Here is a 22,788-nt window from a genome sequence, read left to right as displayed (position 1 = left end):
ATGGAACGTATGGTTGAAATAGAACGTTTTGACGAAGAGGTTTCGTATGAAGCAACACTTCGTCCTAGTTCATGGGATGAGTATATCGGTCAAGAGAAGATCAAAAAGAATTTAAAGGTTTTTATAGAAGCGAGTAAAAAAAGGGAAGAGGCGTTAGACCACATTCTCTTTTTTGGACCTCCAGGCCTAGGGAAAACGACCATTGCAAATATCATCTCTACAGAGATGGGGGCGAATATCAAGACGACCGCTGCACCGATGATCGAAAAAGCGGGAGATCTGGCGGCACTGCTTACCAATATCGAAGAGGGTGACATCCTCTTCATCGATGAGATCCATCGTATGTCTCCTGCTATAGAAGAGATACTCTATCCGGCGATGGAGGATTTCCGTTTGGACATCATTATAGGTTCCGGACCTGCGGCACAAACGGTAAAGATAGATCTACCCCGTTTTACGCTGATCGGGGCAACGACAAGAGCAGGTATGCTTTCTAACCCTCTTAGAGAGCGTTTTGGTATGCATTTCCGGATGCAGTTCTATACGCCTGATGAGTTAGCCCAGATCGTTGCACAGGCCGCTCAGAAATTGGAAAAACCGGCCCAGAAACATGCGGCGACGGAGATAGCACGCAGAAGCAGGGGCACACCGCGTATCGCACTTCGTCTGCTTAAACGTGTGAGAGACTTCTCTGAAGTGGCGAATGAAGAAGAAGTAACGTTGCAAAGAGCCCGATATGCCTTGGATGAACTGGGCGTCAATAATTTAGGGTTTGATGAACAGGATATACAGCTTTTGGAGCTGCTTGTCTCAGCAAAAAACAAACCGATGGGACTAAGTACCATAGGGGCAGCACTGAGTGAAGATGAAGGTACGATCGAGGATGTCCTGGAACCTTACCTGATAGCCAATGGGTATATAGAAAGAACCGCACGTGGCCGTATCGCTACACAAAAGAGTTATGAACATTTTAAGCTTGGCGGAGTGAAGGACGGACTTTTTGATAACGAATAAGAGTATCACGATCACCATACTTTTTGTGCTTTCACTGATGGGTGCCTATAGTATCTATAAACCCTTTTTACTCTCGATAGTGGTGGCAATGTTACTGACTATGGCAACGTACAACCTGACAAAAAAGTTGATCAAGTATTTTAATTCCAGAAAGTTAAGTGCTATGTTCACTTCGTCACTTTTAATCTTGATACTTTTTGCACCTATCATCTATATGGCAACTACAGGGGTAGGGTATATCGCTCAACTCGATATTGCAACGATCAATGAGGTGACCTCGGCCGTTCAAACCTTTACAGAAAAGATACCCTATCTCAAAGAGTGGAGTCAGGTAGGTTTGAGTGATGCAAGGATCGCGGAGTATATCCAAAAGTCAACCTCTTACATGACAACAGCAGGAAGTGCGGGCCTGGGGTTTGTGAAGAACATGATCCTTGTACTTGTTTTTTATTTCCTCTTTAACTTCTATGGAGAAGGTTTTTTTGATCTGATACGTGCACTGATGCCTGTGAGCAGGATGAAAAGTGCTAAGATGATACATGAGGTCTCTTCTACGATGGAAGTGGTCTTTTATTCTATTATAGTAACCGCTATTTTTGAAGGCTTTCTCTTTGGGATCATGGCGAGTTATTTCGGATTTAACGGGCTGCTTTTCGGTGTGATTTATGGTTTTGCATCATTGATACCTGTCATCGGAGGGGCTGTCGTCTGGATACCGGTGTCAATGTACTCATGGTCAAATATGGATGCAAACACAGCCATTTTTATTGCGGCTTATTCTATTATTGTGATCTCTATTATTGCCGATACATTCATTAAACCCGTGATCATCAAAGTGATCAAAAAGGACCTATTGAAAAGTACGATAGAGATCAATGAGATCGTTATCTTTTTCTCTATTATTGCAGGGATGAGTACCTACGGCTTTTGGGGAATGATATTGGGGCCGGCGATCACTTCATTTTTGATTGCGATTACTAAAGTATATATAGATTATAATCATAAAGAACAAAGCAAACTGATCACTTAAGTCACATAAGGAAGACATCATTATAAAAATACTTATTATAGAAGATGATCCGGAATTGGCACTCATCTTAACAAACTATCTTACAAAATATGATATGGAAGTCATAGGTGCTGAAGACCCCTATATAGGACTGTCACTTTTAACCCAGCATGACTTTGATCTGATCATTTTAGATCTGACCCTGCCGGGTATGGATGGATTGGAAGTGATCCCTAAAATACGTGAACTCAGCAATATCCCTATTATTATCTCATCAGCTAGGGATGATATCACCGATAAAGTGATCGGTATGGAGCGTGGTGCAGATGACTATATGCCAAAACCCTATGACCCCAGAGAACTGGTGACACGTATCAAAACGATCTTGAGACGTACACACAGTGTGGATGAGAAAGTGCAGGAGACAGAAGAACTTTTTGTTGCCGATCCTAACGCCAGAGAGATCAGGTTCAAAGGTAAGTCATTAGAGCTTACAGCTGCAGAGTATGATATCTTGGGTATGCTCCTGCAGCATAAAAACGGTTCAGTCTCAAGAGAGCAGCTTTTGTATGAAAGTGAACATATTGATGATGAAAGTTCTATTAAAAATATTGATGTGATCATTTCAAGAATAAGACAGAAGATCGCGAAGATCGATCCTGATAACATCTACATTAAACCGATCCGTGGTGTAGGATACCTTTTAACTGACAGAGTATGAGAAACTTATCTGTAACCACCTTTATACATATTCTCTTCTCTGTAGCCATTTTGATCTTGATCGCTACATTTTTACTTTTCCTCTCCTGGGATAAAGACCGGCATAAGATCGAAGAGTATAAACGCTATCAGCTTATCTCCATTACCTTTCTCTCAAAATTACAGCTCAATCCGGGGAAAGAGGACCTGGATGCACTTTACAGAGATCTACGTGTAAAACCGCTCTCTGAAAAGAAGGCCACAAAGATCAAAAAGCAGATAGAGACAGAGGGTGAAACAGTCTTTACCGGAGGTTCTTCTCTTGGACAGGTAAGGGTATTCAGAATCGAAGATGAACATTATATCTATGTACAGCGTATGCAGCATAATCTTTTATTGGAAGATGACAGGCCGGAGAATTATTATTTCGAGATCGCCATAGCTTTGGGTGTGTTTCTTATCGCCGTGCTTCTTGTACTCTATTTGGCGGTTTTAAGAAAGCTCTACCCCTTAAAAAAATTACATAAACAGATACAAAGATTTGCCCAGGGTGATATGCAGACACGTATTACCTATCTCTATGACGATGAGATCGGTAAGATCGCAAAAAGTTTTGATGATGCCATTGTGCATATCAATGCTTTAAGTACCTCTAAAAACCTTTTTATGCGTAACGTGATGCATGAGCTTAAAACGCCTATTACCAAGGGGCGTATCGTGGTCGAAATGATGGAGGATGAAGCGAGTAAAAAGATACTTGTACGTGCCTTTGAACGGATGAATGAACTGATCTCAGAACTTGCAGAGATAGAGAGGGTGACCACGCAAAGTTTTGAACCTACTTTTGAGTATGTGATGCTTGATGAAGTGATAAGAAGAAGTCAAGAACTTTTGATGATGGCGAAAGATAATGTGACTGTAGATGTCAAAAATGTTGCTTTGGCTACGGATGTCAAACTGCTCTCTTTAGCCATTAAAAACCTGCTGGACAATGGTATAAAGTACAGTAAGGACAAACATGTAACACTCAAGACAGTAGGCAATAGTTTGGAGATCAGTTCCAAAGGTGAGAAACTGCAGCATCCGCTCTCTTACTATGTAGAGCCTTTTTCACAAGAGGAAAAAAGAAGTTCTGGTTTTGGCTTGGGACTCTATATTGTACATAATATTTTGGAAAAGTTAGGGTGTGGTTTAGAGTATAAATATGTAGACGGATATAATATCTTTGTCATTAAGGCAGGGGATGCCTGCCGATTTGGTTAATCCTTAAGGGCTTCAGCTATCAGCTCTAAAGGATTTTTGAAGATGGTCTCCACATCGGCATTGTTCATCGCTTCACTGAGCTGTACACGACAAGCACTACACTCTGCACTCACATATTTGGCTTTAGTATCATTGATCATGGCTGCTTTTGGTTTTCCAGCAGCTTCTGCAAGATGGAATTTTTCCGTTTGCATCGTGACCCCGCCAAATCCACAGCAGCGGTTTGGATCACTCATCTCTTTCATCGGATAATTTTGCGCAAGTAGATTACGCGGTTCTTGCCAGATACCCTGTACTTTCCTCGCATGGCAAGGGTCATGATACGTGACCACATCATCAAACTTTTTGCCTTTTTCTTCCAACAGCTTTTCTAGATCGGTATTGTTATAGAGCCATGCTGTTGCCATATGGATCTTCTCAGCCACTTTTTGTGCACGTTCTTTCCATTCAGGCATATGATGGTTTTCAAAGAAGACCTGCCAGTCATGTTTGACCATCGCTGAACAGGTTGCTTCAGGGATCAACATGGCATCACACTCATCCATAAACCCTTCAAAGTATTCGATGTTCTTTTTGGTCATATACTCTACAGAATCAACATCTCCTGTAAAGTAGGCAGGTGCACCGCAACAGAGCTGTTTTTTAGGGATGAACACATCAATATTCAATTGTTTGAGTATCTCGACCAAACTCTCACCGATATCGGTATAGTTATAGTTGGCAAGACATCCAATAAAGATGGCTACACGAGGGTTTTTCTTCTCTTGCAGAGGTGCAGGTATCTCTTCTGGATGGCTATTTAAAAAGCTTGTTTTAGCTAACGATGGAAGAAGTCTTCCTTTCTTTACCATCGGGAGGGAGAATCTTGCTTTAAGCCCTCTGCCTTTTTCATCCACAGACAATGCACAGGTTTTGAACATGAAGCCAAGTTTCATCATCAGGTCCATGATCTTACGGTGGCGAAGCAGGTAGAAAAATCCACGTTTGAACCATGCAATACCGAATTTATCGGCAATATCTGCACGTACTTCTTCGATGATCATATCCGTTGGCAATGAGTTAGGGCAGACATCAACACAGTTGGTACACAAGAAACAAGATTCGAAAATATCTTTGGCATTTTTATCGAGTTCCAAATCTCCTTGTTGATAGGCACCTAAAAGGTCAATGAACCCACGAGGAGAGGTCGTTTCATCCGGATTGACCTGGTGTATGGTACATACCGGGATACATTTCCCGCATTTGATACAGGCTTCACTGGTATCCGTAAAGTTAAAAATATCTTCTAATTGTTTACTCATAATTCCTCTTATTCAAGGTTTTGTTCTCTACTTTTTTAGAAAAAGTAGGCAAAAATCATCGACCGTCTCGGATCACTTCGCTTGCAAGAGCGTCAGGTCGACATTATGTATGGGGTATTATACCGTTTTTGAAAAGCTTTTCTTGCTTTGGGCATACTTTTTCATATAGGCATCAAACGGCATCGCTATATTCCGTATCAGCAGGGTACCTGTGGTACTTACGGTGATCTTATCTTCTGTGATGGTAACTAGATCAGCCTCAACAAACTCCTGCAAGGCATCTAAAGCATCGGCAAAATATCTTTTAAAATCTATATGATGCTCACGCTCTACTCTTTTCATATCGATAGAAAAGTTGGCCATGAGCTCCATGATCACTGCTTTCCGAAGATAGTCATCATCACTTAGCTTTACACCTCGTTCAAAAGGCAGTTTTCCCGCATCAAGTGCAGCTTCATAGACTTTCATATCTTTGGTGTTCTGCGCATAATAACGCTCACCCTCCCCAATACTAGTCAGACCGATACCCACAAGGTTCGCTCCGCCTTTTGTCGTGTAGCCTTGAAAATTCCGGTGAAGCTCACCTTTTTCGATAGCCCCAAAAAGTTCATCTTCGGGTTTGGCGAAATGGTCCATACCAACCATCTTATATCCATTACTTTCAAAAAAGTCAATAGTATACTGGAAGATCTGCAGTTTTACGTCCGGTGTTGGCAGTGTCGTTTCATCAAACTTGCGCTGTGTTTTCATCAGCCAAGGTACATGGGCATAGTTAAAGACAGCTACTCTGTCCGGGTTCAGTTGTGTGGAAAGTTCAAGCGTCTTTTTGAAAGTTTCCAGGGTTTGGTAAGGCAATCCATAGATGAAGTCTGTATTGATAGATTTTATCCCATACTTTCTCGCCAGCTCGACCGCTTTTTGAGTGAGTTCCAAAGGTTGTATACGGTGGATCTCTTTTTGTACTGTTTCATCAAGGTCCTGTACACCAAAGCTTATACGGTTAAAACCGTGTTTCTGAAAGACCTTCATTTGATCTTCATTAAAGAAACGGGGGTCTATCTCGCAGCTGATCTCAGCCTCGTGACTCCAGTTGGGAAACTTTGATTTGATGTAGGTAACGATCTCATCGAGTTCAAAAGCTTTGTAGTACGTCGGGGTACCACCGCCAAAGTGAAACTGTATCACTTCACGGGATGTATCGATATGTTGAGCTAAAATATCTACTTCTTTTTTCAAGTACTCTATGTAAGCAGAGAGTTTTTTCTCTTTGGAAGTAAATACCACATTACATCCACAGAAATAACATGCTGATCTACAGAAAGGCAAGTGTACATACAGTGAGAGTTTCTCTTTTGCGTTCTCCAGGTAGTGTATATACTCCTCATACTTGAAGGCATCACTGAACTCCAAGGCTGTAGGATAAGAGGTGTATCTGGGACCCGGCTTAGAGTATTTACTGAACTTTTCGAAATCTATATTGCTCATTTAGTCGTTTCTGTCATTACGATGTGCATCTAACCACACCATAATACCTTTTTGTGCATGTAGTCTGTTCTCTGCTTCGCTAAAGATGACCTCTTCGTGTTTTTCAAACGTCTCTTCACTGACTTCGTAGCCTCTGTATGCAGGCAAGCAGTGCAGGAATATAGCATCAGATTTAGCCAATGACATCATTGCTTCATCTACCATATATCCGTCAAATACACGAAGACGTTCTTCTTTTTCATCCTCTTGCCCCATAGAGACCCAAGTATCTGTAGTGACGACATCGCAATCTTTGACAGCCTCTTTAGGATCGTTCCCAAAGGTGATCTTAGCACCACTCTCTTTGGCAATTTCAAGCGCTTCATTCACGATGGTTTCATCACACTCATACCCTTTAGGTGTAGCCACTCTCAGCTCAAATCCAAGTTTTGCTGCAAGCATCAGCCAGGAGTGTGTCATGTTATTCCCGTCACCGACATAGGCGACCACAGGATCCTTGTCTTTCCCGTGTTCTATCATCGTGAGGTAATCAGTCATGAGCTGTACAGGGTGGTAAGCGTCAGTGAGACCGTTGATCACGGGAACTTTAGAGTAATTTGCGAACTCTTCAAGTTTTGACTGTTCAAAGGTACGTATCATGACCATATCGACCATGCGGCTGATCACACGAGCCGTATCTTTCATCGGTTCACCGCGTCCTAACTGTATGTCATTGGAAGAGAGGAACAGTCCCACACCACCAAGTTGGTAGATGCCTGTCTCAAAGCTCACACGTGTACGGGTAGAACTTTTTTCAAAGATCATCCCAAGCGTTTGACGTTCCATGTAAGGTACGAACTTGCGCTGCTTTGTCTGTGCTTTTATCTTCTGTGCTAATGCTATCATCTCTAAGATCTCATCTTTGGTGAAATCTTTGAGTGTTAAAAAGTGTCTCATCACTGTATCCTCATATCTTTCAACCTTGTATATTTATAGAGTAAGTAAGGGTTGAAAATTTAAAAGAAATTATTCTACCATAAAAGGGTTGAAAGTTGTAGAAACCTGCACTTTTTAGGTATGTGCAGGGTTGTAAACAGGCTATTTGTTTAAAAGAATCGCTGCCTCTTTTGCATGATAGGTGATAATGATATCCGCACCGGCACGTTTAAATGACAGAAGCGTCTCCATCATCACTTTCTCATAGTCTATGACACCCGCTTTGGCTGCCATTTTGAGCATGGAGTATTCACCTGAGACATTGTAAACAGCCAGTGGCAGTGACGTATTGTTCTTTACATCTCTTACCACATCCAGATAGGAAAGTGCAGGTTTGACCATCAGGATGTCTGCACCCTCTTTTTCATCTTCTATACTCTCCTGGATCGCTTCATTTCTGTTTGCCGGGTTCATCTGGTAAGATCTTCTGTCACCAAAACTCGGACTGGATTCAGCCACATCACGGAAAGGCCCGTAATAGGCCGAAGCAAACTTGGTAGAGTATGACATAACAGGAAGGTTGACAAATCCCGCTTCATCCAGTCCGTTACGTATGGCAGTGATCATCCCGTCCATCATGCCTGAAGGGGCTATCATATCTGCACCTGCTTTGGCATGCACAACGGCTTGTGCTGCCAGGTTGTCAAGTGTAATGTCATTGTCAACCGTATGGAGTACCGGGTCAAGTACACCACAGTGCCCATGGTCAGTATATTCGCAGAAACAGAGATCGGTCACTACGAACATATCGGGGTGTGCAGCCTTCATTTCACGTACCGTTTGAGCAATGATCCCATGCTCACACAGTGCATCAGACCCTACAGAGTCCTTGGTGTCCGGGATACCAAATAGGATGATGGCGTAGATACCAAGTTTTTTGAGTTCATCACACTCCTTCACGATCTCATCGATGCTCATTTGGAACACACCGGGCATAGAGCCTACTTCTTCTTTAATGCCTGTACCGCTTTTTGCAAAGAGCGGGTAGATGAAGTCATTGACATTAAGGTGTGTTTCCTGGAGGAGGTCTCTTAGGACCGGATTGATTCTTTTTCTTCTAAAACGTGCGAACATATTCATTAACCTTACGATATCTTTTGAAGTATTTTACACTAATTATGGATTATTAATTATTAATTGTTCATTCTTAAAGTATAATCTCATTATGATTACTATAGATATATCACAAATCGCTACGTTACCAACCAAATACGGTACGTTTAAGATACAGGCCTTCAAAGAGATGATAAAAAACGGTGAAGGTAAAGAGCATTTGGCCATTTTCACAGACAACTTATCGGATGAGCCGATCGTACGTGTGCACTCTGAATGTCTGACCGGTGATGCATTCGGTTCAGTCAAATGCGACTGCGGGGAACAACTGCATTATGCACTCGAACTCATTGCAAAAGAGGGCGGGATGATCATTTACCATCGTCAAGAGGGACGGAATATAGGACTGCTCAACAAGGTCAATGCCTATGCACTTCAAGATGCAGGATTTAATACTATAGAGGCAAACCATCAGCTTGGCTTTAAGGCAGATGAACGTACCTATGAAGTGGTTGAGTTCATTTTAAATCATTTTGGTATAAAAAAACTAAAACTTCTTACCAATAACCCTAAAAAAATAGAAAGCTTGGGTGACATAGAGATCGTAGAACGTCTACCTATCCAGATCACGCCTAATCCTCACAATGAAGGATATCTTCAAGTCAAAAAAGATCAGATGGGGCATCTGCTTTAACCTCTATCTTTATCTCAAGTGTCATATATTTTGAAAATTTTATGATATACTCACAACACCTTAATAAGATAAATGCTACACCTGTCGTGAGGCAGGGTCAGAAAGCCATGGGTCTTTGATGCTATAATTTTAGACAAGAAGAAGACTGCCAGGTTGCCTAATTTAATGTAAAATATACAAACTAAAAGAATTAAACATAGGCTAAAATGACAGGTAAGTATACATTTAAAACACTCCATGGCCAGATCAAGGCGCAAACAGGTGATTTTTGGCGTACCAGCATATATGGAATCGCTGCAACATTTCTGTTACTCCCTGTTCCAATGCTGATGCCTCTTTTGATAGACGAGGTCCTACTAGAACATTCGGGGAAGACTACGGAGTTCATTTCCAGTATTTTTGATAATTCTGAAGTTTGGTTATATATTTCTGTGATACTTGTAGTGGTACTTGCACTGAGATCTCTGGCATTCTTTTTTAATAATAAAAAAACTTTCTACGCAACCAAGATTACACAAAAGATCAGTTATCTACTGCGACATCGAATCTTACATCATTTAGAACGCGTCTCACTTTCAGAATATGAGTCACTGAAGTCAGGGAGCATTGCTTCAAAGAGTGTGCAAGATGTAGAGAGTGTCAGTGGTTTTGCCGGACAGATAGTTACCACACTCTTGAGTGCTTCTCTTATGCTGCTGGGTATCGCTGTGATCATGCTTTGGATGAACTGGGTCTTGGCATTGTTTGTTTTTTTACTCAATCCTTTTTTCTTAGCTTTTTCTAGACTTTTGGGACGTAAGACAGGAGAACTGCTTCGCCGTCAATATAAAGCCTATGAAATGTATCATGAACTCCTCAATGAAACCTTAGAACTTTTTATACAAGTGCGTGTAAGCAACCAGGAGAGAAGTTTCTTTGGTATTCTTCAGGGACGTGCAAAAGAGATTGAGTCGGCATCAATTGATTATGGATACAAAGCTTCTGTTGCACAAACTTCATCTACACTTTTGACCAATACAGTAGTAGATATCTTTCGAGCACTGGGTATTGCTGCCGTAGCATATTCAGACTTAACCATTGGAATGATGATAGCTTTTCTTTTTTACCTCTCTACCCTTGTTTCTCCTATGCAACAATTGATGGGATTGGTCATCTCCTATCAAAGTATTAAGCCGGCACTTGAACGTATCAATACATTACTCACTCTTTCACACGAACCGCATTACCCGCACCTGTCTAATCCTTTTGAGAGCAGTAAAACGACTTCTGTGGAATTAAAAGAGATATGTTTTGCCTATGGCAATGGCAAAGAGGTACTGCACAATATAAATCTAAAAGCGAAAGAGGGAGAGAAGATCGCACTTATTGGTCCAAGCGGAAGTGGTAAAACAACCATTGCCCAGATCATGGTAGGGTTTTACCCTTCACATGCTGGGGAGATACTGTATGGAGGTACTCCTATAGAACAGATAGGTTTACCTGTTGTACGTGAGAATGTGGCACTGATGTTACAAGAGGCGCTCTTTTTTAACGATACGATCCGTATGAATCTTACGCTTTCAAAAGATAAGAGTGATACTGAGATCTACGAAGCACTGAAAGCTGCACAACTTGAAGAGTTTGTCTCTAAACTGGAAAATGGTCTGGAAACACATATCGGTAAAAATGGTATCCGTCTCTCTGGGGGACAGCGTCAGAGACTCGCCATAGCCAGATTGATACTCTCAGATCCAAAAATCGTTATCTTTGATGAAGCCACATCCGCTCTGGATAATGAAACAGAGTATTATCTGTATGAAACACTGGAATCGTTTCTTAAAGACCGTACGACAATTATCATTGCACATAGGACTACGACGATCAAGCAAGCAGATCATATCTATTTGATTGATGATGGGTATGTAAAGGCAGAGGGAAGTTATGAAGAACTTTCTGAAAAAGGATATATAATTGAGTGTGTAGATGCTGCGAAGAATACAACAATTTATTAAATTAACAAGCGAAGAGAAGAAACTGTTCCTGGAAGCCTATATGATACTTGGTATCATGCGTGCTGCGATTTTGACCATCTCTTTTAAGCGTCTGACACGTTCTTTGGAACATTTTCCAAATGACGTTAAGGTGATTTCCCTGGATGATAAAGAGATGCAGACTGCCACTTTAGTAGGGCATGCAGTTACCAGGGCAGCGGCACATACTCCTTGGGAGAGTGCTTGCCTGGTACAGTCACTTGCTGCTCAAAAGATGCTGCAAAAACGTGCTATCCCGGGTTTTTTTTATCTTGGAGTAGCAAAAGACAAAAATGTGGAAGAGACGATGAAAGCACATGCCTGGTCTCAGTGTGGGGATGTCATACTTACTGGTGCTAAAGGGCATGAAGAGTTTACGGTGATTTCGACTTTTGGTTGGGGAAAAGAATGATAGTCTACGGTACCAAGATAAAAAGTGATATCGACTTTCCTTTAGAACTATCTCATGAGACAGCTTCAAGATATGAAGTAGAACTCTCTTCAAGAGTACCTGATACACTGAAACGTACAATCACTTGCGGTTTTCCGTTATACTTGGCGCATGGACGAAAAGTTTACCTTTACAGTGATCGTGAATTTGATGGTAGCGAGGCAGGACAGCCTTGGTGTTATGAAGTGAAGGATATAGTTCGTTTTTATTGGAGAGGCGGAGAACGTACGATCTACTATAGACTGGATGAAAAAGGTGATGCAGATATGTTGAGCTTTTGGTTGATTCACCTTCTTTTACCACTATATATGACATTGGAAAATATGTATGATTTTCTTCATGCCGGAGGAGTGGAAGTAGAGGGGAAATCTATCTTCTTTATCGCACCATCCATGGGTGGTAAATCGACGATGACCGACTACTTCATAAATCAGGGACATACACTCATATCAGATGACAAAGTTCCAACCTTTATAGAGAATGGCAAATTTATGGCTGTAGGATCACATCCGTATCATAGACCTTACAGGAAATTTGAGGAGTTGGGGTATCGTGTTGAGAAGTTTACAAGACTTTTTAAACCTATTCATGCTTTTTATGCACTTGAAGGTGTGAAAGGCGATGCTGATATCACCATAGAAGAGATAAAAGGCTTTGCAAAGTTTGATGCTCTTCTTCCTAACTATCTCTATATGTTCTCATATCTAAGACCAAAACGTTTGAAGTACCTTTCATCCATGTTAAACAGTATAAAAGTTTTCCAGGTGCAAGTACCATGGGATATGGAACGGCTTGGAGAAGTGCATGATATGATCTGTAAACATAATAAAGAAATAAATTAAAAGATAGCAATTGTTATTATTTAAATATAACAGAGTATAATCTTTTTTCAAATTCATATAGTTTAGGATAAGAGATAATTTTATAAGTATTATATAGATTGAGTGTTACGAATATTTTAGGGAGATAGATATGCTAATTTTAAAGAAGAATGACAACATTAAAAAATACAATGAAAAAAAGAGTTATAGACAACCTCAGTTAAAAGAAATAGGAAAAGTATATGATTTAACTAAGGGGAGCGGATCTGAAGCAGGTTTAGATTTCTCTTTCCCTTTTTTAGCCAGTTAATATATTAAATGTCTTCATCCACTTTTAGAGTTTTGTTTAACCAAACAAAACTGTTTAATACAGAGTTTCTCAAAAATAAATTAAGTTTGGAACAATTTGAGTCATTGGATGATAAACTTCTTTGTTTAGCCTATAAAAAATGGGGGAATCTTCTTACCTCTAACCTTGATGGCGAGTTTGCAGTTGTTATATATGATTCTGAGAAAAAGCACTATTTTTGTGCCCGTGATCCCTTGGGGGTCAAATCACTTTATTTTACTAAGATAAATGGAGAGTATAAGTTTTCTTCAAATATAGATGAACTTCTCAATTTTCCTCATGTACTTAAAAAACCGAATTTAAAATCTATGAGAACGATGCTTTATCATCGTACTGTTGACTATACTGCTACTATGTATGAAGGTGTATACCGTCTTCCTCCAGGTCATTCTATGATCATCGAAAATGGTAAAGAGCAGATAGAACGTTATTGGTATCCAGAAAAGATAAAGATCGATTATTCTCTTACTGAAGATGAAGCTGCAAAAAAACTTACTGAACTTTTTTCAAAAGCGGTAAATAACCGTGTTGATAATTTAGAAGAGACTGCTTTTGAAGTAAGTGGCGGTTTAGATTCTTCATCGGTTGTTTCTTTACTCGGTCAAAGCATCATTCCATCGAAGATAGACAGTTATTCTATGGATTTTAAAGGTTTAAAATGCGATGAAGGGATTTATGTTGATAGCATTTTGAAAAAATACCCTTTGCATCACCAGAAGATATCTACAGGTGAACTAGACTATTTGCAAGCATATTCACTAGATCGCTTATATACTATGAGCCCAAATTGGCCTATAACTTTGACATTTGCAATGGCGCTTCCGATGCTTAAAAAAATGAAACAAGATGGAAAAAAAATCGTCATTACAGGACAAGGTGGAGATCATCTTTTTACTGGAACTCGGTATGTTCTATATGATCTGCTAAGACGCTTTAAATTTTTTACACTCTATAAAGAGCTAAAGGTTTATTCTAAGCCATGGGGAATGATTAAAGCTTATATCATGAGACCTTTATTAGGTAAAAAGCTTATTGGTTTTATAAAAATATTACTTGGAAGAAAAGATACAAATCCATTTTTTCTAGAAGATAATGATATAAAAGATCTTAGTCAAAGTTTAAGAATCACAAACCCTATATATAAAAATGATTTGGATATGATAACTTCAACAGCTTATTCAATGATCATGGATGGGAATTTTTTTCACGCTGCAGAGGATTATTTCGGTATAGAGTACCGGCATCCTTATTTTGATCTTGAACTGGTAGAGTTTGCACTCTCTTTACCACCTGAGATGAAATATAAACAAAGGACCATCAAATGGATCTTAAGAAAAGCAATGGATGGGATCTTACCTGATAAAATAAGAGATAGAAAAGACAAGGCAGAATTTTCCGAACTCATCATGCAGCAGATTGATGCCATTGATCTTGGTGCTTTGCTTGAGGAGCCGTACATTGTAAAACTTGGGCTGATAGAACAGTCGCTTATTGATCAGTACAGAAAAGAGTATGAAGATAAAACGATTAAATATATTGTCATTCTTTGGACAATCATTAATATGGAATATTGGTATCGGTATAATTTTGAAGAAGCATCATTGAAACATTGATGATAGCAAAATGATAAAGGGTGTATGTGAGTGGTATTTTTGGTATTTTTAATCGAGATGGAAAACCTGTAGATAAAAAGATCGTTGAGACCATGCTTGAGGCTATGTGTTACTGGAAACCTGATGATCATGGAGTTTGGTCAGAAGGTCCTGTCGCACTTGGACATACTATGCTATGGAATACACCCGAATCAAAACTGGAACACCTACCAAATCGAAAAAATTCCCATGTCATTACAATGGATGCAAGGCTGGACAACCGTGAAGAGTTAGCCGAGAAGCTTGAAATATTAGATAGGCCAATAGATCAGATAACAGACAGTGATTTTATTCTTTCTGCCTATGAGAAATGGGGTGAAGCGTGTCCAAAGCATCTGTTGGGTGATTTCGCTTTTGCGATATGGGATGAAAAAAAACAGCAGATGTTTTGTGCTCGGGATCATATAGGTATAAAACCATTTTATTATTATATGGATGATGAGAAGTTTGTCTTTTCAAATGAAATTAAAGGTATTTTGTCACATGTCGGTATTGCAAAGGTATTGAATGATGATGCAGTGGCATATTACCTGAAGCATACTTTATTGTCAGATTTGGATATGACCTTCTATGAGAATATATACAAGTTGCATGCTGCAACAAGTATTACGATAAGGATAGATAAAAAGCAGCAAAATATCTATTGGAGAGCAGAGGAATGCCCTAAAATCCGTTACGATAGTTTGGATGAGTACATCAAGCATGCAAGAGAGCTATTGGAAGAGGCAGTCAATGCCCGTATACGTTCTGTTTACGCCATTGGCTCTCATCTGAGCGGAGGTATTGATTCTTCTTCAATAGCTGTATTGGCATCACGAAAATTGCATGAAAGAGGTGATAGATTAACTGGGTTCAATTGGACACCTGTTTTGGATAAAGATGCTGACATAGACTATTTTGAATGGGGAAACTCGAAGAAGATTGCGTCACTTGAGAATATCGAACATCAAGCTATTGATCTGTCAGAAGAAGATATTTTTGCATTGTACAAAACCATAGATATAACACAGGGAGACAGCATAGCTTTTTGGTATGAACATCAAATACAGAAATATGCAAACAAACAAAATATTAGGGTAATATTATCTGGAACTGGTGGTGACGAATTCCTCTCAAATAGCAGCTATGGGTATATTGCAGGATTCTTTTGGAAAGGAGAATTTAAAAGAGCATTTAGAGCACTGCGTTTAGAAGGATTTAGATCAAGATATCCAATTTTGGGTTTTATTAAAAGGTTTTATAGGGAAGTGATACTACCTTCTGTCCCTGATTGGCTTTACTGTATACACAGTGGAACCTACTGCAGCTTTAATAAGGTATCAAATTATATTAAACCGTCTATGAAAACATTAATTAAAGGTCTCAGCTCTAACGATAAGTTGTTACCGTCTTTTGGAGTACGCAATACTATGTTGAATGCACTTAATGATGGTTTAATTCAAACCAGAGTTGAGTCGTGGAATGTATCAGGAGTATCAGATAGAATAGAATATCGTTATCCACTGCTTGATAAACGGATCGTTGAATTTGCGCTAGGTATACCAGAAGAAATTTTTCGCCAAGAAGGTAAAAACCGATTTTTATTTAGACGAGCAATCGAAGGATTGTTGCCGAAAGAAATTATTTGGTCAAACACAAAATATGAGCCTAAAAGAGTAGAAAAATATATGGTAATATCTCAGAAAGCTCAGATTAAATGGATGAAATCCTATACGATGGCAGACCAAGAAAATAAATATTTTAAGTTAGATTCGATTTTTCGTGATATTGACATGGGCTCCTGTAAAGAGAGTGTGTCTAAATCTAATTATGGTATGATTACAACAATTACAAATTTAATATTAGCTATAGAGGCATGCAAAAGGTATAAAAAGTGTTAAAAAAATTAGAGACCAACAGATTTCACAAAAAATGGAATAAGCCTACAATAAACAAATTAGAAGTAAATAAAACATTGGGTGGAATAACCCAGTTTAATGAAAACAATGGGCATCCCGATGGATCAGGAAAAACCGGAGGACAAGCTTCATAGCTTTACAGGGCATTGGGCTCTTCCTTCTGTACACATGTAGAGAAGGATTTCCTTCTCCACATTTATGATATACCTATTGGATAGCAAGATCGGCACGAACCAGACCGGCTCCCTGTTCGACAGCAGGTAAACCTAAGTCTTCCGCTGTATTTTTTAGTTTGGTCTTGACTTCAGTTGGCGTCAGTGTACCATTTGTAGCAAGTAGCAGTGCAACTGTCCCCGTGACATGAGGCGCTGCCATACTGGTTCCGCTCATGGTTGTATACAATCCGTCGATAGCGGTTGAGTTGATCCCTACACCGGGAGCCGCCAGATCGATCTCTGCACCTCTTGCTGAACTTGCAGCCAGCTGATCTGCTAGGTCGACGGATGATACAGCGATCGTTTCAGGATATTTGGCTGGGTAGAGAATGGCCCCACCGGTATTTCCGGCAGCTGCAACTTGTACTATGCCGGCATTATGGACAGCGATGAATGCATCGTGATATGATTGGTTTGTAACATCAGAGCCAAAGCTCATATTGATCACTTGCATGCCATTGTTGATGCACCATTGTAATCCGTCAACAATATCAGAAAGGAATCCCTCGTTTTTACGATCCAGTACTTTCACAGGGTAGAGATTTATCTGCGGCCCTACACCAACAACACCTATAGTGTTATTCACTGCACCGATGATACCAGTGACGTGGGTTCCGTGTCCATGGTCATCTTCAGCACTTTTTCTTGAGCTGAGGGCATTATAGTTCCCTTTGATATTGTCGATCAGGTCCAAATGATCAAGATTGGCCCCAGTATCGAGTATGGCAACATTGACCATGGTACCGTTGGAATCTCCCCAGGCAATATCTGCTTCAATCCTGTCGACGCCCCATGGAAGATCTTGCAGTGGCTGCTCTCCACCGCCAGGAGCGGTTCCATGCACTATGATATCTTCATCAATACGTACTATTTCAGCACCTAAATGTTCTTCAAGTGCACTTTGTGCCTGTGCTGGAAGGTAAATGGCCATACCGTTGATGATCTTTAGCGGTTTAATCGGTATAGCACCGTTTTTTTTCATCAAAGCTATTTGTGCTGCCATGTCTGAAAATCCCTTTTGAAATACGACAATCTTACGTGGCGCTTTATCGGCAGGTGATGCAAATACAGCTGAGCTAAAAGTCAACATTGACAAGAGGATTGCATAGAGGGTAAAGAGTTTGTTTTTTTGCATATTATATCTCCTAATAATAAATTATTTTTAACATCAAATATATAGTGTTATAGTTATTCTCATTTGATTGCGAAGCGTATCATATTAAAGATGAGTAAAAAAAATGTAAATTTATATTTCTTTTACCGTTTTGTCATTAGAAAAACAATAACCATTTTTTGAATATTTTTTATTAAAAATAATGTACATTATTTAGGCAACCTGGCGATCTTTACAGTGTAAGACCCATGGCTTTCCGTCCTTGCTTCACAGCAAGTTTGGCACAACAAAATAATTTTGAATTAAATAAAATTTGATAGATAAACTAATGGAGAAGTAAGAGGGCATACATAGATGAGTATTTGGCAACCTGGCAATCTTATTAGTGTAAGACCCATGGCTTTCCGTCCTTGCTTCACAACAAGTTTGGCACAACAAAATAATATTTAAAAAGAGCTAGTTTTTATATAAACATTACACATTATTGTATATTTCCGATTAAATGACTCTTAAAATCTTAAATTATATTTATGATATACATGAATCTAGCATTATTTTTTATAAGAAACCATCTAAATGTGGCAAGTTCAATACAAAAAAGGATAAATTTGATTTATAGAGCGAGTATTCTTATTCCCATATTCAAATTAATGCTATAATTTATAAAAAATAAGAGAAATAACATGAACCTCAATCAAAAAGTGACATTTGCAGAGACGGTTTTCGCACAAAAAGTCGATGGTGAAATGGTACTTCTGGATATGGAGAGTGAAAACTACTTCGGGCTTGATGAAGTGGGTACAGCTATCTGGCAGGCTATGCAGGAGTATGGAACTTTGCAAGAGGTGTTTAATGCACTGTTAGAACAGTACGATGTGGAAGAAGAGTTATTGAAGAGAGATCTTTCTGATTTTGTAGAAAAGTTGGTTGAGAGTGGGTTGGTAGAGGTAAAAGAGAATTGAATCTGTCGCAACACTTAGATAAAGAAGGGATACTACTGTCAAGTGAGATCATCGTAAAGCTGGAGCGTTTTGCTTCGCTTTTGCATGAGTGGAACCAGATCCACAACCTTACGGGGGCTAAGAGTGTAGATGCGATCTATGTGAATATCGTGGATTCACTGTACCCTTTGACTTTTATAAAAAAACCAAAAACACTGTTAGATGTAGGCACAGGTGCAGGGTTTCCAGGATTGGTACTTGCCATAGCACTTCCTGATACCAAGGTGGTACTTGCCGAGCCACTTAAAAAACGTGTCTCTTTTTTAAAGTATGCAGCTATAGACTTGGAACTTTACAATGTTACTGTAGAAGCAAAGAGGGTTGAGACCGTGGAGCATGATGCGTTTGATCTCATCAGTTCACGCGCTGTGACAAACACAAAACTGCTTTTAGATCTGACCTCCAAGGTCAGCAATTCAGAGACAGAATATCTTTTTTACAAAGGGTCACGTGTATTTGATGAGATAGAAGATGTACAACATCAGCTAAGATATGATATAGTACAAAAAAATCAACGGAATTACCTCTATATAAAGAGTGAAGAATGATATTAAAATTACTAATTTTTGCTATAGCCGCTGTGTTTATTTACAAGTTTTTTGGCGGAAAATTTCCGACATTTGGGAAAAGCCCGCATGAGAAAAAGCTAGATGATGATACACTTGTGGAATGTGCTACATGCCATACCTATGTAACGGTAAAAGAGAGTATCATTGTAGGCGGAAAGTATTACTGCTCTGAAGAGTGTGCACCATAAAATTATAAAGGAAGAAAGATGATCATTATTGGACACCCATGGATAAAAAGTAATCGTTTTTTTAAAGTTTTTTCTATCAAAGGTATTGAGAAGAGTCAGGCGGATGATATTATTTTACTTGAACCTTTAGTTGACTCTCATACCTATGCAGTGCATTGCCAAGAAAACAATGTACCTTTTGCAGTCGTAGCCAATAATTTGGAAGATGCACTTTTTGCGAATGCATTAGGCGCAAAATATATCATTTGTGAAGAAGATCATGCTTTGATGATCCAGCCTATAGCGAATGAGTACCTTTTCGACACGCGTATCCTCGTGCTCATCCATAGTGAAAAAGAGATTAGTAAAATAGCCAGAGGTGGTGTGGATGGTGTGATTTTCGCAGATGCGATCTATGAAGGCTGATATCCAACGTTATACGCTTACCTATATACTGCTGGCATCCAGCAGTGTGGTCTATCTTGTCTCTGCACTATTGAGCCAGAGTTTGAGTGATATGGATATGCAGGTCCTAGTGGATATGGGTGCACTGTTCGGTCCATTGACCGTGATTAAAGGTGAGTGGTGGAGGTTGCTGACTGCCATGTTCCTGCATGGTGGTATGACCCATCTTCTGATGAATATGTTCTCTCTTTATCTCGTAGGCCGTGGTGCTGAGATGTACTTTGATATAAAGTCTTACCTAAGCATTTACTTCTTCTCCGGGATCATTGGCGGACTAGTCTCTTTGTATATACACCCGGTCTCCGTGGGGGTGGGTGCATCGGGCGCTATCTTTGGTGTTTTTGGCGCACTGGCAGGATTTTTTCTGGCACATAGAGAAAAGATCGCTTCACATACGAAAGCATTTATGAAGGACTTTAGTATCATCATTGTGATCAACCTTGTGATAGGATTTTCTATCCCTTCCATTGATGTGAGTGCACATATCGGAGGACTTATTGTAGGACTTGTAGGCGGCTTTGTACTTTCGAAAGATCCTAAATGGATATGGGGTTACAGCAGTGCCATGGTATTGCTTATTTTAGCCATTATCTCCTACCTTCCTGATCACTATGCTCAGATACTATTTTAAATTCTTCATCCTTCCCCTCCTATTGGTAGGATGTGCAGTGACTGCACCTTCCGTGTCACAAACCAAGATCAGAGATCTCTCACTGCTTCTCCAGTCAATGGATAGCACTATTCCCCAACATGAAGCCATGCAGCTTTCCAAAGATGTTTTTCACAAAACTGCACAATTGACAGAAGCGTTTGAAATGACCTATCCTCCCCAGTTTCACAATTTTTTAGTGACTGTGGGTATTCGTGAAAAAGGACTCTGTTATCACTGGAGTGATGCGTTGTATCTCTATTTGTCCAAGAAGCACTATGATTCTTTTGAGTTCCATTTAATCGGTGCAAATGTGGGAGAATATTTTTTTGAACATAATGCCCTGGTCGTGGTAGCCAAAGGCGGAAAAATAAAAGAGGGTATCATCATAGATCCGTGGAGAGAGTCAGGGAAGCTCTATTTCTCCAAAGTAGAGGATGACCCGGACTATGTATGGATACACAGACCCGTGAGGGGGTGTCGTTAGTTTTATTCAGGCAGGGGCTCTGGCTCCATTCCTGCTTCACGCAATTCGGCCTCTTCGGCAGCGATAGCCTCTTTTTGTGCTTCAGAAAGTTCTTCTTTCGGCTCTTGTACTTTGGGGGTCTCTTTTACTTTCTGCTGCTCCTGAATGACTTCCGGCTGGGTACCATTGGTCTCATGTTCGTCTGCTACCGCACTATTTAAAAGCAGTAAAATAAGAGAGAAGAGAATGTTTGAAAACATTTTAGACATGATGCACCTCGCTGTAATTTTATAAAAGAGTGTACAAAATTTTTGAGAAAATTGCAAACAACGTTCGAAACGCTCAAGTAAGAAGCATAAAGCAGTTTTTTATTGTAATGGCAAATAGATCTTATCTATCAGTTCCTCATATTCACTTCTGGCATCAGAATCTATGGTAATACCTCCACCGCTTTTGTAGAAAAGCGTGTCATTTTCTTTTTCAATGAAACGTATCATTACACCTGAACGCAGGGATTTTCCGTCAAAAATCCCAAAGACCCCTGTATAAAATCCTCTTTCAAAATCCTCTACATGCTGGATGATATTGACCGTACTTTTTTTAGGTGTCCCCGAGATAGAGCCTGCGGGAAGTATCTGGCTGAGAAGCGTACCTAAGTGATCTCTCCAGTCAGCCCCGAGTGTTGCCGTGATCTTGGAACTGACCTGCAGGAGCTCTTTTTCGCCCGCTTTGATCTTTTCGACATAACGAAATTTCTCGACTTTGACCTCTGAACCGATGATTCCCAGGTCATTACGCATAAGATCAACGATCATCACATGTTCTGCCATCTCTTTGGTGTCTGCTAAAATGCTCTCTTGCGCATTGGGGAGGTGGGCATCTATGGTTCCCTTCATAGGATAGGTGGCGATGGTGTTCCCTTCTATCTCCACAAAACGTTCCGGAGAGAAACAGATGAATTCATCTTTAAAATAGAGTTTGAACTTGGCTCTGGCATAGGTGAAGATCTCTTTCAGGGTGAAAGAGCTCTCTATAGGTGTTCTGAATGTCAGATTAAGCAGATAGGTATTGCCGGAACGTATCTCTTCTAGGACGTTATCAAGCGCTTTTTTGTACGTTTTGAAATCAACAGGAGATCTGGAGAACGTGAATGTTTCGGTACGTTTCTGTACAGGGTAGTTACGCCAATCCTCCAGTTTATAGAAAATGTCATCATCCAATGCATCAAGGGGTTTGGCAAAGATCTTCTCACCGTCAAAAGAGATAATAAAAAGAAAAGGGGTACGTTGTTGAGAGAGGGTATTGATCTGTTCAAAACCATTTTCTTTATTAAACCATATCATAAAGAACTCCCTTACTATCATTAAATAAGGTCATGGCGAACGCCCCACTTGTACCCCACTTACGCTTTAGCGACGGAGGGTATCGGCATTTAGTGCCAGAAAAGCGAAGCGATTCGAGAGCCATGA

25 protein-coding genes and 3 riboswitches are annotated in these 22,788 nt (G+C 39.9%); of the genes, 18 read left to right on the top strand and 7 right to left on the bottom strand.

The window, feature by feature from the left end; genetic code table 11:
- From ruvB to MN086_RS09515, 4 genes are read left to right on the top strand one after another with little or no spacing between them, the layout of a single operon-like run.
- Positions 1-1,014 carry a Holliday junction branch migration DNA helicase RuvB gene (gene ruvB, locus MN086_RS09530; RefSeq protein ID WP_248575778.1) on the top strand — a complete coding sequence of 338 codons (1,014 nt, stop codon included), beginning with the start codon at positions 1-3 and terminating at the stop codon, positions 1,012-1,014.
- The gene (locus tag MN086_RS09525) at positions 1,001-2,044 is read left to right on the top strand and encodes an AI-2E family transporter (RefSeq protein ID WP_248575777.1); all 1,044 of its coding nucleotides are present in this window, start codon (positions 1,001-1,003) and stop codon (positions 2,042-2,044) included. The genes ruvB and MN086_RS09525 overlap by 14 nt, the downstream gene beginning before the upstream one ends.
- Before the next feature lie 19 nt (positions 2,045-2,063).
- The gene (locus MN086_RS09520) at positions 2,064-2,744 is read left to right on the top strand and encodes a response regulator transcription factor (protein ID WP_248577098.1); all 681 of its coding nucleotides are present in this window, start codon (positions 2,064-2,066) and stop codon (positions 2,742-2,744) included.
- Positions 2,741-3,985 carry an ArsS family sensor histidine kinase gene (locus MN086_RS09515; RefSeq protein WP_248575776.1) on the top strand — a complete coding sequence of 415 codons (1,245 nt, stop codon included), beginning with the start codon at positions 2,741-2,743 and terminating at the stop codon, positions 3,983-3,985. The genes MN086_RS09520 and MN086_RS09515 overlap by 4 nt, the downstream gene beginning before the upstream one ends.
- On the opposite strand, the gene MN086_RS09510 is transcribed toward MN086_RS09515, so the two are convergent.
- From MN086_RS09510 to hemB, 4 genes are all read right to left on the bottom strand, one after another.
- Positions 3,982-5,286, bottom strand: coding sequence for a (Fe-S)-binding protein (locus tag MN086_RS09510; RefSeq protein WP_248575775.1), 1,305 nt, complete (start codon positions 5,284-5,286; stop codon positions 3,982-3,984). The two genes, MN086_RS09515 and MN086_RS09510, sit on opposite strands and share 4 nt — an antisense overlap.
- A gap of 117 nt (positions 5,287-5,403) precedes the next feature.
- The gene (gene hemN, locus MN086_RS09505) at positions 5,404-6,771 is read right to left on the bottom strand and encodes an oxygen-independent coproporphyrinogen III oxidase (RefSeq protein ID WP_248575774.1); all 1,368 of its coding nucleotides are present in this window, start codon (positions 6,769-6,771) and stop codon (positions 5,404-5,406) included.
- Positions 6,772-7,707, bottom strand: a complete 936-nt coding sequence (gene argF, locus MN086_RS09500) for an ornithine carbamoyltransferase (protein ID WP_248575773.1) — start codon at positions 7,705-7,707, stop codon at positions 6,772-6,774.
- Between the two features lie 141 nt (positions 7,708-7,848).
- Positions 7,849-8,820, bottom strand: coding sequence for a porphobilinogen synthase (gene hemB, locus MN086_RS09495; protein WP_248575772.1), 972 nt, complete (start codon positions 8,818-8,820; stop codon positions 7,849-7,851).
- A 91-nt stretch (positions 8,821-8,911) separates the two neighbouring features.
- Here hemB and ribA point away from each other — a divergent pair, with 91 nt between their 5' ends.
- The 8 genes from ribA to MN086_RS09455 all read left to right on the top strand — a co-directional run bounded on the left by ribA (position 8,912) and on the right by MN086_RS09455 (position 16,807).
- Positions 8,912-9,493 (top strand): GTP cyclohydrolase II, encoded by a 582-nt coding sequence (gene ribA / locus MN086_RS09490; protein ID WP_248575771.1) that lies wholly within the window; start codon positions 8,912-8,914, stop codon positions 9,491-9,493.
- Between the two features lie 64 nt (positions 9,494-9,557).
- A riboswitch (cyclic di-GMP riboswitch) is annotated at positions 9,558-9,654 on the top strand.
- A 45-nt stretch (positions 9,655-9,699) separates the two neighbouring features.
- Positions 9,700-11,484, top strand: coding sequence for an ABC transporter ATP-binding protein (locus tag MN086_RS09485; RefSeq protein WP_248575770.1), 1,785 nt, complete (start codon positions 9,700-9,702; stop codon positions 11,482-11,484).
- A complete protein-coding gene (locus tag MN086_RS09480) occupies positions 11,456-11,914 on the top strand; it encodes a lasso peptide biosynthesis B2 protein (RefSeq protein WP_248575769.1) in 459 nt (152 codons plus the stop codon). Before MN086_RS09485 ends, MN086_RS09480 begins: the two co-directional genes overlap by 29 nt.
- Positions 11,911-12,795, top strand: a complete 885-nt coding sequence (locus MN086_RS09475; protein WP_248575768.1) for a hypothetical protein — start codon at positions 11,911-11,913, stop codon at positions 12,793-12,795. Before MN086_RS09480 ends, MN086_RS09475 begins: the two co-directional genes overlap by 4 nt.
- A gap of 130 nt (positions 12,796-12,925) precedes the next feature.
- Positions 12,926-13,084, top strand: a complete 159-nt coding sequence (locus tag MN086_RS09470; protein WP_248575767.1) for a hypothetical protein — start codon at positions 12,926-12,928, stop codon at positions 13,082-13,084.
- A gap of 8 nt (positions 13,085-13,092) precedes the next feature.
- Positions 13,093-14,736 (top strand): asparagine synthetase B, encoded by a 1,644-nt coding sequence (locus MN086_RS09465; protein WP_256465829.1) that lies wholly within the window; start codon positions 13,093-13,095, stop codon positions 14,734-14,736.
- 26 nt (positions 14,737-14,762) lie between these two features.
- Positions 14,763-16,655 (top strand): asparagine synthase-related protein, encoded by a 1,893-nt coding sequence (locus MN086_RS09460; RefSeq protein WP_248575765.1) that lies wholly within the window; start codon positions 14,763-14,765, stop codon positions 16,653-16,655.
- Positions 16,649-16,807 (top strand): hypothetical protein, encoded by a 159-nt coding sequence (locus MN086_RS09455; protein WP_248575764.1) that lies wholly within the window; start codon positions 16,649-16,651, stop codon positions 16,805-16,807. Before MN086_RS09460 ends, MN086_RS09455 begins: the two co-directional genes overlap by 7 nt.
- Before the next feature lie 73 nt (positions 16,808-16,880).
- Here MN086_RS09455 and MN086_RS09450 read toward each other — a convergent pair whose 3' ends face one another.
- On the bottom strand, positions 16,881-18,023 hold the full coding sequence (locus MN086_RS09450) for a S8 family peptidase (RefSeq protein WP_248575763.1): 1,143 nt from the start codon (positions 18,021-18,023) through the stop codon (positions 16,881-16,883).
- Positions 18,024-18,215: 192 nt separating this feature from the next.
- A riboswitch (cyclic di-GMP riboswitch) is annotated at positions 18,216-18,295 on the bottom strand.
- A gap of 68 nt (positions 18,296-18,363) precedes the next feature.
- A riboswitch (cyclic di-GMP riboswitch) is annotated at positions 18,364-18,443 on the bottom strand.
- A gap of 242 nt (positions 18,444-18,685) precedes the next feature.
- On the opposite strand from MN086_RS09450, the gene MN086_RS09445 reads away from it, so the two are divergent.
- Genes MN086_RS09445 through MN086_RS09420 form a run of 6 tightly spaced genes read left to right on the top strand, consistent with a single transcriptional unit; the run spans position 18,686 to position 21,340 of the window.
- Entirely contained in the window at positions 18,686-18,964 is a 279-nt protein-coding gene (locus MN086_RS09445; RefSeq protein WP_248575762.1) for a PqqD family protein, read from the top strand.
- Positions 18,961-19,551, top strand: coding sequence for a 16S rRNA (guanine(527)-N(7))-methyltransferase RsmG (rsmG, locus tag MN086_RS09440; RefSeq protein ID WP_248575761.1), 591 nt, complete (start codon positions 18,961-18,963; stop codon positions 19,549-19,551). Before MN086_RS09445 ends, rsmG begins: the two co-directional genes overlap by 4 nt.
- Positions 19,548-19,760 (top strand): PP0621 family protein, encoded by a 213-nt coding sequence (locus MN086_RS09435; protein WP_248575760.1) that lies wholly within the window; start codon positions 19,548-19,550, stop codon positions 19,758-19,760. The genes rsmG and MN086_RS09435 overlap by 4 nt, the downstream gene beginning before the upstream one ends.
- A gap of 18 nt (positions 19,761-19,778) precedes the next feature.
- A complete protein-coding gene (locus MN086_RS09430; protein ID WP_248575759.1) occupies positions 19,779-20,165 on the top strand; it encodes a hypothetical protein in 387 nt (128 codons plus the stop codon).
- On the top strand, positions 20,155-20,835 hold the full coding sequence (locus tag MN086_RS09425; RefSeq protein WP_248575758.1) for a rhomboid family intramembrane serine protease: 681 nt from the start codon (positions 20,155-20,157) through the stop codon (positions 20,833-20,835). Before MN086_RS09430 ends, MN086_RS09425 begins: the two co-directional genes overlap by 11 nt.
- Before the next feature lie 37 nt (positions 20,836-20,872).
- Positions 20,873-21,340 carry a hypothetical protein gene (locus MN086_RS09420; RefSeq protein WP_248575757.1) on the top strand — a complete coding sequence of 156 codons (468 nt, stop codon included), beginning with the start codon at positions 20,873-20,875 and terminating at the stop codon, positions 21,338-21,340.
- Positions 21,341-21,342: 2 nt separating this feature from the next.
- On the opposite strand, the gene MN086_RS09415 is transcribed toward MN086_RS09420, so the two are convergent.
- Positions 21,343-21,588 carry a hypothetical protein gene (locus MN086_RS09415; protein ID WP_248575756.1) on the bottom strand — a complete coding sequence of 82 codons (246 nt, stop codon included), beginning with the start codon at positions 21,586-21,588 and terminating at the stop codon, positions 21,343-21,345.
- Positions 21,589-21,687: 99 nt separating this feature from the next.
- Entirely contained in the window at positions 21,688-22,662 is a 975-nt protein-coding gene (locus MN086_RS09410) for an aminodeoxychorismate synthase component I (RefSeq protein WP_248575755.1), read from the bottom strand.
- Positions 22,663-22,788 lie beyond the last annotated feature (126 nt).

Source organism: Sulfurovum sp. XGS-02, assembly GCF_023213175.1.
Taxonomy (GTDB): Bacteria; Campylobacterota; Campylobacteria; order Campylobacterales; family Sulfurovaceae; genus Sulfurovum.
This window is presented reverse-complemented; position numbering and strand designations above follow the sequence as displayed.